Source organism: Brevibacillus choshinensis (assembly GCF_001420695.1).
In the GTDB taxonomy this organism is placed as follows: domain Bacteria; phylum Bacillota; class Bacilli; order Brevibacillales; family Brevibacillaceae; genus Brevibacillus; species Brevibacillus choshinensis.
Window position 1 is genome coordinate 1,502,362 of sequence record NZ_LJJB01000013.1, and the last position, 12,330, is coordinate 1,514,691.

Below are 12,330 nucleotides of genomic sequence, written 5' to 3' on the forward strand. Positions count from 1 at the left end.
TTTTATATTTCCTGATCACCTCACGATCTTAGCATTCAAAATATGACAACAGAGTGTCATGGTATAGGTTGGGTATGGATTGTTTTTATTTCTTCTATTTTTTGAAGAAGATTTTCATTGACATATTGCGGTTCCAAAATGCGGACAGCCGTTCCAAAGGAAAGAAGAAAGCTATATAACCATTCGTCATCCGGCAATCTTGCGGATACAAGAAGAGATCCATCTTCATTTCGGATAATGTCCTTTTGATTAAATTCATCATAAACTCTGTACGCCACTTGTGAAGCAAAATGCATTTTCAAATGAATATGGGAGTACGCCGCGTCAGCCGAAAATTGAATGGGTGGAAGTTGAATTTGTTTATCCGCAAAGCTTTCTGGCAATATCTCAATATGTTGCATTCTGGTGATTTTAAAAGTTCTGTAGTCTTCTTTTGAAAGACAATATCCCTGCAAATACCATGACTTCGCTTTAAAGATCACTTTTAACGGATACGCTTTCCTTTTTGTAATGTCACCGTAGGGATTTAAATAGGAAAATGAGATGGCTTGCTTTCTGATTATTGCTTCTTTTAACGTTTCAAATCTTTCGTGGTCCGGTTCCCGGTTAGCCCAATGCGAGAAATCAATCTGAATCCAACTATTACTTGATTTATCAAATAGAGTACTGAGCTTCGAAAGAATACCGCTGACATCAATATGATCTGTGGATGACAAGCTTTGTAGTGCAAATAAAACGTGATGCTGTTCTTCCTCGGTAAGCATAGTCTTATTCAAAACATAATGATCAAGGATCGATATTCCTCCGCCCTTTCCCTGCAATGTATAAATGGGAATACCTGCCGCCGATAAAGTCTCAATATCGCGCAGTATCGTTCTCACAGAGACCTCAAAATGTTCCGCTAATTCTTTTGAGGTTGCTCGTTTCTTATCCAGTAATAGATATATGATTCCAAACAGTCTATCAATCTGCATGATGTTCCTCCAAAATTAGATGTTCTAAATCTCCTCCTCTAGAGAGAAACGAACGATTTTATGCAACGATTTAGTTCAACAGTTAACCGCGTTATTCTGCCCGTTAGATTAATCAGCTATTGTCATGCACGAATAAATAATTCAAGAAGACTGTCATCTTGTCACTCTTTCATATTTGATTTCGGCCATGCCCGTTGCAATGCCGGACCGGATCACGAGCTGCTGATCGTTTACTCTCATCGTGATGTTTTTGTTCGGATCTCCATACCCACCGTATTCACGGGCGATGCGGAAAAATTCATCCTGGTTGATAGTGATCCCGTGAATCTCCAATAATCGTACAGCAAAGCGTAGGCAATCGTCCGAAGTGGTTTCCCATAATTCCATATGTCCCTGTTCATGACCAAACGTAAGCATGGGCATTCCGCCGTTGTATATGGTAAATCGTTCATGTTCCTGCCGGGTATTATATTGAAGATCCTGTGCAACGATGATCAACTCATCGATGGACTGGGCCGTCTGCAAAGTGGGATAAGGGCCGTCCTCCTCGAAGTACCACTGTTCGGGGAGGCTGTCGCTTACCGTTTCATGAATATTTCCAATGTGATTGATACCACGGTACCACGCCGTATTCGTTTGGTTGTTCTCGCTTCGGTACGTCACTTTATAGACAGTGTTTGCTTTGCCTCTTCGCATAGGGTATTCATTGGACATAATCGCTTCAATATCAAGAACACTTCCCTCTCTGCTGGCGATCATTTTCTCGATTTCGGCCTCGTGTTCCGATCTCAAATTCAGCAACAGCGGCAAGGACAACGTGAACATGATCGCCAGTGATCCAACGAGGAGATGAGGGGTCCATTTTTTGCGGCCAGACAAATGAAAATAGATTGTCATACCAATTGTGCCGAGCAGAATGATTACGATGAGCGCCACGCATAAATTTTCGATGACTCCCATATTCACCCCTCCCAATAAAATATTAGGCTGACGATATGTTATTAAGCTAACGATCCCCGTTAGTTGAGTTCAATTAGGATCAATTCAACAATTCGTTTTATCTTACTCTTGCTGTACTTATTACAAAGATTAATGACTGCACGGTCCTGTTCACAATCCTCTAGTAAAAGAGTTTGTTTAATCTGTTTCGCCTCCAAGAGTAACTTAGACTTCATTGAATTTGAGTCCATCTTAGAAAAAAGTTGTATAAGTTCCACAAGTGTAAAAGTTCCACCACCGTTTATCTCGTCATGATAATGACTCATGAAATATTGAAAAGTGGGATATTCCATATTCTCATCCTTACTCTTTTATCGGTATTAACATATTCTTGCCAATATGAGGTCAGGCCTCTATTGCTATTGTACACTACACTATCCTGCCCGTTCGTATTATGAGGTCAGCCAGTTTTTACTGGTTGACCATTTTTTATATAGTTCTACGATTACGGTAGCCGGGGTAGAACGTCCCTGCCCGTGGGGCATTGACCCCGTCCGCTAAACTGTTCACCCCCTACTTGTAGAAACATGTTTGAGGCTGGTTGGGACTTAGATCTCGTATAACAAGCGAAGCTATGATACTACAAGCAGGACTAGGGGTTACCGGCAAATTATCTTGGAAAAGGAGCGATACAATGAATCCAGTCGTTGGTCTGGATGTATCTAAAGGGGAAAGTCAAGTTCAAGCATTTTTAGACAAGGGTCAGCCATACGGAAAAAGCTTTAGCATTTCGCATACTCGCGAGGGACTAGATACTTTTCTTCACTTTCTCAAGAATGTAGAAAGTATAACTAGTAAACAACCTCCGGTTGTTTTGGAGTCAACTGGACATTATCAGACTCCAATTACTCAGTTTCTAGAAGAACAAAACTACTTATATATTGTGATAAACCCACTCATCTCTTATCAAGCGAAAAAATCAAGCTTACGCAAGGTCAAAACTGATGCAATCGATGCTTATCATTTATGTGAGCTGTATTACAAGGAGGAACTACAACCTCATAAGAAGAGAGGGTTACAGCTGTTAAACCTCCGTAATCTTACAAGACAGCACGAATCTCTAACCGATCTTTGCACGCAAGCAAAATTACAGTTCCATGCCATTTTAGACCAAGTATTCCCTGAGTTCAGAAGTGTATTTGGGGACTTGTTTTCAAAGGTATCCTTGCACATTTTACTAGAGTTCCCTACCTCGGAAGAGGTCTTAAAAGCTAGGGAATCTGAATTGACGGAACGAATCGCAGCTATATGTATCAGTCGTTCCAACGCTTGGGCCAAAGAAAAGGCGAAAAAAATAATGGATGCAGCAAGCCGCAATCCATTTCAAAAAGTTGTGTACGAAAGTCATTTGATTAGTCTTGAGATGTATATTCGTATCATTCTTCAATATCAAGAGCATCTGTCCAATTTAGAGCACCGAATTGATGCTCTCGCATCAGAAATTGAAGAATATAAGATTATCCAATCTATCCCTGGTATCGGAGAAAAAATCGCGGCAACGATTATCTCTGAAATTGGTGAGATAGAGCGGTTTAATCACCCTAAAAAACTTGTTGCCTTTGCCGGAATCGATCCCAGCGTGCATTCTTCTGGCAAGTTCACTGCAACAATTAATCGAATCACGAAAAGAGGTTCCAGCAGGCTGCGACATGCCTTATATATGGCTGTCCTATGCGGTATCAGGAGTTCACGCAATAAGAAACTAAAAGAGTTTTATGACAGAAAACGCGATGAAGGAAAGCCATTTAAAGTCACGGTCGTTGCTTGTGCGAACAAACTGATCCACTGGATTTTTACCCTCTTAAAGCGTAAAGAAACTTTCCTTGATCTTGCTTAATACCAATAAGCAACAATAGAGATAAATCCTTCCATCATTGCGACGGATGGTTATTTGCCATGCTCAATTTCAGTATAACAATTAAACATAAACACGTTTAATGAAAAATGTTGACATCCTATTAGCTGGTTTAGCGTAATGACGTATCGTCAGTCTAATACTATATTTTCTCAGTCTAAAACATTATTTTCACGGTCTAACACTTTATTTTCTGAGCCTACAACATTATTTTCTTCGGACAAATATATCAACAAACAAGCAGGGCGATTAACCCTGCTGTAGATTTTTAAGATTTCGTCTTTTTATATTTTGCTTTTGTAGATTTCGTCTCTTTAGATTTCGTCTCTTTAGATTTCGTCTTTGTAGATTTCTTTTTTTGAGATTTCGTTTTTTTAGTTTGCGTCTTCTCTTTGTGGTTGCTCGATTATTCGTGCAGTTACACCACCCATTTAGACGCGCAGCCAGTCCTTGTGGACCATATGCATCATGTGGTCCATATGCTCCATGTGGTCCATATGCTCCATGTGGTCCATATGCTCCATGTGGACCATCTGCTCCTTGAGTTCCATATGGTCCTTGTCCTCCACATGGTCCTTGAGCTCCATATGACCCTTGTCCTCCATATGGTCTTTGTCCTCCACATGGTCCTTGAGCTCCATATGATCCTTGTGGTCCATATGGCCCCGGATATCCACCTACACTCTTATTGGCATATTGTGACGAACCACTATATGCATTGTTGTATCCCTGATTTTTCTTATTCAAGAAATACTGCCCCCCTTTCTTTTATGTAGACAGGTTATGAGAAGAAGTTTCCCACCGCTTGGACGTGTGTATGGAAGCGAGAAAAATGTGCGACACAATGGAGACAGCACTTATTTACTATCAATTGGCAATAATCGGGCGGTCGTTACAAGTGCTTTTTCTATGCTCCTGGGATTTGCGATAGAACTTTCCTTGTAGAAAGAACTAACTAGCTATGTAACCAGCCCATTCTATACTTGTCGACTAAGTTTTTTTTGTAACCCTTGGAAGTGCAATTTCATCTAAGGCTATGAGCATTTATCGTCTCACCAACAAATCGCAACAGGAAAGGGTGCACAATGAAGATGAACAAATTCAAAGCGGCCATGCTGGGAATCTTGGTGGTTTGCCTGTTCGCTGGGGGGACCGCCGCATTTTCCAAAACAGTTACGGAAAAAATTTCGGCCCGGTTTGCCAACATCAAACTGATCGTCAACGGCAATGTGATCCAGACCAAAGCAGAACCGTTCATTTACAACGGCAACGTCTACGCCCCGGTAGCCACGGTGGCAAATGCGCTCTCGATACGCCAGGAATGGGACAACAAAACGCCAGCCGTTCGCTTTTCCAATGGAGCAAGCTCGATACCGGACGCCATCGCGCAGCAGGCAAAGCGAACCTTGCCTCTCCCCTGTGACGGATCCGATCCAAAAGGCAGTGCATACTACTGCTCTCCGGATACCGAAATTTTAACCAAAGGCTATGTCAATCTGACAGGAGCCGGCAACCAGGAGTTTCTCGTTCTGTACCGCTATAAGTCGGTCGAAGGCATTCCTTTTGAAGCGTACCTGACGCTCTTCCGCCAAATAAACGGAAAAGCGGTTCCGGTCAACACCGTCGAGCTGTACAAAGGAGAATCCACCGCCGAGCCGGGCGACGCCGTCTACGATCCGGGGCTAAAAAAAGTGTACATGCACCGGTACGAGTTCAAGCTGATCACAGAAAACAACACGACCCGCTTCGGCAAAGGCGAACTGCTGGAAGCCGCCATCGTGGAAGTGCAAAACGGTAAGCTAGTCAAAACTGGACAACTCGCCAAAAAATAACCCTTTATGCGCACAAGAAAAACCGTCAGACTGGATTCTGACGGTTTGTTTCTTTAGGCTGTTTTAGGTTGCCAAGATGAAGGGATTACAGCACGAGACGGTCAACGAGCGACAAAGACAACGTGTAAAGAAAGGTATCTATCACATCCAACACGTTAATAACTTCCACAGCCGTTTAAAATCGTGGATGGAACATTTTCAAGGAGTTGCAACAAAATATTTGGATAATTACCTTTATTGGTTCCGTTGGCTTGAACTTGGTAAAAATCTGGCATTTGAGAATCGAGTTGAACAAATGCTTATTTCAGTGTGTCAGATATCGAATTATACAACAAGAGAAATGTTAAGAAGTGCATAATAAAAGACCCCCTATTGAAAGGTCTTGAAACACATATCTAATATTGTACCCTTTTTCTCTTGAAAAGCGACAGCATTGCTAATAGCAATAGCACAATTCCAATAATCAAATACCAGCCTTGACCTTCGTAAGACAACATCAAGGTAAGTTCCCAAAAGTTTGACGGACCAGAATTGGCACAACTATTACAGTACGGATAAGCAAATATAAAAGGCAGTATCCCAATAAATGTAACTATTATTCCTAAAAACAATAATAACATAGAGATTTTTTTCATGGTTTTTCCTCCTATCTTTATTTTATTATTTTGTTTTAAAAAGCAACAATTTTTTAGAAAACATGAAGGGCATTCAGGAAGAGTTTCTCTGTGCGGAGTCGTTGGCCAAATGACTGTTTTACTCAATTCTTCTGCTGCTCGAACTGTTCACAGCAATGATCGACTCATCCGTTACAGAAGATGGATACTACGTATTAGCAGGTCTTTAAAAATTGCCGGTAGGAATTGTGGTTTCCATGCGCAATGAATCGAGCAGGTAGTCTCCACTGACACGAGAAGCATTAGTGATTGAGTACACGATAATTTCGTTCTTAATAAAACGCAAATCGATTCTTGAACGGGGTTTTTAAATGCAAATGTTGCAAGCCATTCCAGCTTTACCAGTTAAGGACGTTACACTAAGCTTGGATTTTTACCGAGATAAACTTGGTTTCACAGTAGTCCACCAAGAGGGAGGTTTGGCCGTCCTTGTATGTCATGATGTTCAAATCCATCTTTGGGTCGCTAACGATGACAGCTGGAAAACTCGCAGTAACCCATCACCGGTTTGCACTGGAGCCGAATCGTTCATTGCTGGTACAGTAAGCTGCCAGATAAGAGTAGAGGGTGTGGACGAACTTCATGATCGTATGAAACCAATGGGTATAGTACACCCCAACGCCCAGTTATGTGATCAGCCGTGGGGAGTTCGTGATTTTGGTGTGCTTGACAGACAACAACTTGATTACATTTTATGAGCGCTTCATAAACAATGAGCCATTTTCATAATCTGTGGTATAGCTCTGCTGCCTGCATTACTAACAGGTTAGAATGGAGAAGTAAAAACGAGGGGTGCTGTCTAGTAGTTGTTTGACCATAGATAAATTACCAAATGAAAAAAGAGCGCGTATCAGCGCTCTTGAAGTGATAACCAAGACGTTAGCTTTGTAGAGAATGGGAGAACACATGTTAACCTTGTTGCATATTTTGTATCACAGGCCACGGGCTTTAAAGTGAGCAGGGAAGTGTAGGTGACACTACAATCCTTGCTTTCTTTTTACAGATCGATCTGGCTGCACAGTTCCCCATGCCTTTAAGCTTCTCCTGGCAGATGGATAGTTTTCAAATGCCGTAAATTCCATAGCAGGCTTTTCCCGTTCGCTGTTATCAATTTGATTGTGTTTCCCTCTATTGTTTCAAGTAGCCCAATTTTATTGTGATCTTCGCCCAAATCAAAGACCACTAAGTTGCCTGATAGCCTATTACATTGTTGCGCAAATGTGCGGGACAACGGAATCGCAGTTGGATTCACAGGGAAATGTTGATGCGCTAATGAGTAGGGAGTTACATTAGGTGGAGACGGTATGATCCATTTCACATGATCAAGAGATACGAAAAGTGATTTATAGACTGGTGAATAGAATAGGAAGTAATCATTCATGATACTTGTCACATATCCGTGGACAGATTTGTTGCCAGTTACGTAAATTTCCACGAATCGCCCTTTAGCATTATCCAGTACTTTTCGATAGGAGATATTTTCTGTTTGTTGATCGATTGGTACATCAGGGATAGTTGCAAGTTCATCCATTTGCTTGGAACTTAGTTCTAAATGTTGGACATTAGTTAATGTTATATAAACAAAGTCTGGGTCTTTGTAGATGACGATGATATCTAATCCAGCGTCAATAAGCACCCCAGTAAGCTGATTTCTTCCGGAAATCTCCACATCTATATATTTCCCCATCAATTGATTCAGTTGTTGCAATGGTTTGAACCTCCCCTAATTAGAAAATCCACGAAACCCAATAAGCCAGAATGACTAGCGTGAACACGACAGTGATCGGGATGATGAACCAAGTTGCCTTCAGGTAATCGCCCCAAGTGATTTTCACATTGCCTTTTTTGACGATATGCATCCACATGATGGACGCCAGCGTTCCAATAGGTAAGAAAAGGGAACCTATGTCGCTGCCGATGATACTTGCAAGATAAGCTACTTTAAGTGTGAGTGGATCAAGACCCATACTCGTTAAGGTAATGGTTCCGACCATCAAGGCAGGGTGATTGTTAAATAAATCTGAGAGGACGGACACCATAATCCCCATCATGAGACTGGCATTCAGCATACTTCCGTGAGCAATGGGTTGGAGGATCTGGATCAGCAATTGGGTTAATCCAATGTTGTGCAAGCCATAGATAATCACGTACATACTGAACGCAAACACAATGATATACCATGGAGTTTTTTTCAACATATCCACAGGTGAAATCTTTAAACGATACCAACGCCAACCAAGCAGGACTAGGGAGCCGAAAATAGCGGCGATGGCAACGGGAATTCCCAAGTAGGATGCGACGAACAAACCGACACGCACCGAAAACACAAAGATCAAGATATTGCGCATGAGTTTACCGCGATTTTCCTTGGGGATGGTTAAAGGTTCGGATTTCAATGGATGCTTTCCATTGAAGGCATTAGAGTTCCATATTCCGGATACGGTGGTAGGAACGGTGCGCGGCAAAGTCTTGCGGAAGTGGAAATACAACAACGTCACCATAAGCAACAACCCGATGGTAGCCGGAATGAACATCATTGCCGTGTGCATATAAAGGGTCATGTTTACGATTTTTAAAGCAATTAAATTTACGATATTACTAACCCCTATAGGTGCGCTGGAAGCTGTGGCAACTAAAGCACCAGATAAAAGATAGGGGATTTTTTGATGATTTTTTAGACCCATATGGCGGAGTAACATAAGCAGGATCGGTGTGGTAATTAAGATACTTCCATCATTATTGACGAACAGGGTCATGAGGAAACACAGAAGGTTTACCAGCCAGAAAAGGCGTATGCCCGATCCTTTTGCTTTTTCTACTACGATTTCAGCCGCCCACTGAAAGAATCCAAAACTCTCCAACACAATCGCCATGACGATCGTTGCCATGATAGTGATGGCTGCTCCTCCTATTGTGCTAGTGATGACCCCCAAATCGGAGAAGGTTACACTTCCACTCAAGAGCACTACAGCTGCACCCACCGTTGCAGGAATTGCCTCATTTACATTGGGTCGCCAAAAGATAAACCCAATGGTACAGAGGAAGGATAGGATGGTAAGCGGGATCATTAATTCGGCCACGCATAAAATCTCCTTTCTACACAAAAGCAATAGTTGATGGTTCGTGCTGAAATAAGTTGTGATTTATCCCCTCCCCCCTTTAGTAAACTAGAATACATGGTCACATCACCCTCCCTTACATATGTCATTGAAGTGCTTGTATAATGTATCAATACGCGATTCCAAACAATGTGGACCAAGCATTCGACTTATTTCTCTCAATTTCCACTGAAATGTAGCGACTGGTGTCGATGAATAGCAGATGTACCTTATCAATAAATAACTAGTTATTTCTTCGATGTAGTATCGGAACATATGACAAAAAACCGTCGAGGAAGGACTCCTGACAGTTTCTCTCCACACGTTGTGACAATTGGTGGGACGGGATGAAGGCATAAAATGCTGATTATTGGGACCAAAAGAGCTCTTATCAGCGCTCTCATTGATACCGTATCGGCTATCGACTACAACAGCCAAACGTCCTCAGGCATACGACTAGCTTTTCCTAAAAGGTTTCGTATGCCTACTCAATTAAGATAATGGAATAAAATGAGCGTTGATTCAAACGGGTTCCCGTTAGTTGAGCGATACCTCAGACCCGTTCCACTGGTAGCCTCGTCGGTTCTGCGAAAATAAAGACTTAGACTGATGTTATTAATTCTATGCGGTCTTGAAGTTACTTTACTGGCAGCTTCAGTTCAATAAAGTCCTAGACTATTGTTGTTGTCCGTGTTCAAATATCTTTTTAAGCTTTGCGGCGGCTTGATCAAATTCTTCTCGGGATATTTCCGGATCGTCGACGACACTCGGGAAATCGAGATCAAATTTGCTAAAGTACAAACTGCTCACTAGTATCATGAAGTATCTTTCACTACCGTTTTTTGCTTTGTTCCGTATTGTGAAATCAAGAAATGATTCCTGAAACTCATAAGTTATCTTTTCGTTCCTACGGTCCATATTAACAAGAGCTGAATAGTAGTTATAGGCATCGTCCAACATTACTTTTCTTATTTCACTTTTGACAGGTGGGATTGTTGGCGACTGTTCTGTGTCAACTTTGCCCGACTGAGTAAAGCTCGAGCCTGTCATTAAAGAAAGAACCATCCCAAGTGTTAATATTGCTTTAAACATTCTGCACATCCTTTATAAAGGGTTTTTACAAATTATAACAGATGCGCAGAGGTGTTGAGTTTGAACACATTCCAAAAATTGTATTTTTCATCCCTGCCGTAGAAGAATGTTAGTTAAATAGCTGATGGTCTAAGACTTTATTTTTCTGTCTACTACTTTATTTTCTTCGAACACCCACAATTTTGTTTAGCCTTTTGACCAAGCCTTGTACAAAGTATTAGCATCACATGTAAATACTTTTTTGTAACATATCCTGTTAATCATTTATATAATTCCACCTATTGGCTGGTATCGCATTCGTCCAGTGCCCAGCCTTTCGTAGTGCCTACTGCCTTTTTCCACCCCTGATAAATTGATTGGCTGGCTTCTTCACTCATTACTCTCGTAAAAGTCTGATCACCCTTCCAGCTTCGTTTGATTTCATCTACGTTTTCATAGAATCCGACCGCAAGACCAGCCAGATACGCCGCGCCCAACGCAGTCGTTTCCTTTATTTGCGGTCTGACCACTTTTCTTCCGAGAATGTCTGCCTGAAACTGCATCAAAAAATCGTTCATAACCGCGCCGCCATCTACGCGTAATTCCGCCAGTTTGATCCCAGCATCGTGTTCCATCGATGCAACAACATCCTTCGTTTGATAAGCGATTGCCTCCAGTGCCGCACGTACGATGTGTGCACGATTGGATCCGCGGGTTAAGCCTACAATTGTTCCACGGGCATAAGAATCCCAATATGGCGTACCTAGCCCCGTAAAGGCAGGAACGACATAGACACCATTCGTATTCTCTACGGTTTTGGCCACTGCTTCCGATTCCGAGGCACTTTGGATTAAGCCCAATTCATCCCGCAGCCACTGCACGACTGCACCGGCTATAAAAATACTTCCTTCCAGTGCGTATTCCACTCTGCCGTGAAGTCCCCAAGCAATAGTTGTCAGCAAGCCATGTTCCGAAGAAACCGGACGCTCTCCCGTATTCATTAACAGGAAGCATCCCGTACCATATGTATTTTTCACCATGCCCTCTTGAAAACAGCACTGCCCAAACAGTGCAGCTTGTTGGTCCCCTGCACTTGCCCCAATCGGTATTTCGCCGCCAAGCAACGTTGTCGTACCATATACTTCGCTGGATGGTCGGACGTCGGGTAACATACTTATAGGGATTGACAATTCTGCGAGCAAGTCATCATCCCACTTTAACGTATGGATGTTAAATAACATTGTTCGGGCAGCATTGGAATAATCCGTGACATGAACCCTACCATCGGTTAAATTCCAAATTAACCAACTATCAATGGTCCCAAATAATAGCTCCCCTGCGTCTGCTTTTGCTCGTGCACCGGGCACATGTTCAAGAATCCAGGCAATTTTCGTACCGGAGAAATATGCATCAATTAATAAACCTGTTTTCTCACGTACCATTGCTTCCAATCCCTTATTCTTTAACTGATCACAGATGCCTGCTGTTCTTCGGCATTGCCATACAATCGCATTTGCAATGGGTTTGCCCGTTGACCTCTCCCATACGACTGTTGTTTCACGTTGGTTGGTTATGCCAATCGCTGCGATTTCTGCTGTATCAATCCCCGTTTTGGTTATCACCTCTCGGGTAACTTCCAACTGTGTGGACCAGATTTCCAGCGGGTCGTGCTCCACCCAACCAGGTTCTGGATAATGCTGGGCAAATGCTCTGTTCTCTTGATAGAGCGCTGTTCCAGAATGATCAAAGAGGATAGCCCTTGACGTGGTCGTTCCTTGATCAAGCGACAATATATACTTTTCTTTCATCGGTATTCCTCCCACATCA

Annotated in this window: 10 protein-coding genes and 2 pseudogenes; 4 read left to right on the top strand and 8 right to left on the bottom strand. The window is 42.3% G+C overall.

Features of this window, described 5'->3' with window-relative positions; translation table 11 throughout:
* Positions 1–56 precede the first annotated feature (56 nt).
* Together AN963_RS27570 and AN963_RS27575 are read right to left on the bottom strand one after the other, a co-directional pair.
* Positions 57–974, bottom strand: coding sequence for a helix-turn-helix transcriptional regulator (locus tag AN963_RS27570; RefSeq protein WP_055747677.1), 918 nt, complete (start codon positions 972–974; stop codon positions 57–59).
* A 153-nt stretch (positions 975–1,127) separates the two neighbouring features.
* Positions 1,128–1,934: a hypothetical protein gene (locus AN963_RS27575; RefSeq protein WP_055747678.1), complete on the bottom strand. Its 807-nt coding sequence runs from the start codon at positions 1,932–1,934 to the stop codon at positions 1,128–1,130.
* Positions 1,935–2,607: 673 nt separating this feature from the next.
* Between AN963_RS27575 and AN963_RS27585 the strand changes: the two genes are divergently transcribed.
* A complete protein-coding gene (locus tag AN963_RS27585; protein WP_055744536.1) occupies positions 2,608–3,810 on the top strand; it encodes an IS110 family RNA-guided transposase in 1,203 nt (400 codons plus the stop codon).
* A 449-nt stretch (positions 3,811–4,259) separates the two neighbouring features.
* Here AN963_RS27585 and AN963_RS27590 read toward each other — a convergent pair whose 3' ends face one another.
* Positions 4,260–4,487: a hypothetical protein gene (locus tag AN963_RS27590; protein ID WP_055747680.1), complete on the bottom strand. Its 228-nt coding sequence runs from the start codon at positions 4,485–4,487 to the stop codon at positions 4,260–4,262.
* Positions 4,488–4,919: 432 nt separating this feature from the next.
* On the opposite strand from AN963_RS27590, the gene AN963_RS27595 reads away from it, so the two are divergent.
* Together AN963_RS27595 and AN963_RS27600 are read left to right on the top strand one after the other, a co-directional pair.
* Complete coding sequence (locus tag AN963_RS27595) at positions 4,920–5,660, top strand: stalk domain-containing protein (RefSeq protein WP_161827312.1); 741 nt, start codon at positions 4,920–4,922, stop codon at positions 5,658–5,660.
* Between the two features lie 70 nt (positions 5,661–5,730).
* A pseudogene (locus tag AN963_RS27600) lies at positions 5,731–6,018 on the top strand (IS1595 family transposase); the annotation flags it as partial.
* Positions 6,019–6,055: 37 nt separating this feature from the next.
* Here AN963_RS27600 and AN963_RS27605 read toward each other — a convergent pair.
* Positions 6,056–6,295: an LPXTG cell wall anchor domain-containing protein gene (locus tag AN963_RS27605; RefSeq protein ID WP_055747682.1), complete on the bottom strand. Its 240-nt coding sequence runs from the start codon at positions 6,293–6,295 to the stop codon at positions 6,056–6,058.
* Between the two features lie 350 nt (positions 6,296–6,645).
* Between AN963_RS27605 and AN963_RS27610 the strand changes: the two are divergent.
* Positions 6,646–7,063 (top strand): annotated as a pseudogene (locus AN963_RS27610) (bleomycin resistance protein).
* Positions 7,064–7,367: 304 nt separating this feature from the next.
* On the opposite strand, the gene AN963_RS27615 reads toward AN963_RS27610, so the two are convergent.
* The 4 genes from AN963_RS27615 to glpK all read right to left on the bottom strand — a co-directional run bounded on the left by AN963_RS27615 (position 7,368) and on the right by glpK (position 12,311).
* Positions 7,368–8,042: a DUF2642 domain-containing protein gene (locus AN963_RS27615; RefSeq protein ID WP_152985731.1), complete on the bottom strand. Its 675-nt coding sequence runs from the start codon at positions 8,040–8,042 to the stop codon at positions 7,368–7,370.
* A gap of 19 nt (positions 8,043–8,061) precedes the next feature.
* Positions 8,062–9,402, bottom strand: a complete 1,341-nt coding sequence (locus AN963_RS27620) for an arsenic transporter (protein WP_055747907.1) — start codon at positions 9,400–9,402, stop codon at positions 8,062–8,064.
* Positions 9,403–10,107: 705 nt separating this feature from the next.
* Positions 10,108–10,524 carry a hypothetical protein gene (locus AN963_RS27625; protein WP_055747684.1) on the bottom strand — a complete coding sequence of 139 codons (417 nt, stop codon included), beginning with the start codon at positions 10,522–10,524 and terminating at the stop codon, positions 10,108–10,110.
* 278 nt (positions 10,525–10,802) lie between these two features.
* Positions 10,803–12,311 carry a glycerol kinase GlpK gene (gene glpK / locus AN963_RS27630; RefSeq protein ID WP_055747685.1) on the bottom strand — a complete coding sequence of 503 codons (1,509 nt, stop codon included), beginning with the start codon at positions 12,309–12,311 and terminating at the stop codon, positions 10,803–10,805.
* Positions 12,312–12,330: the final 19 nt, after the last annotated feature.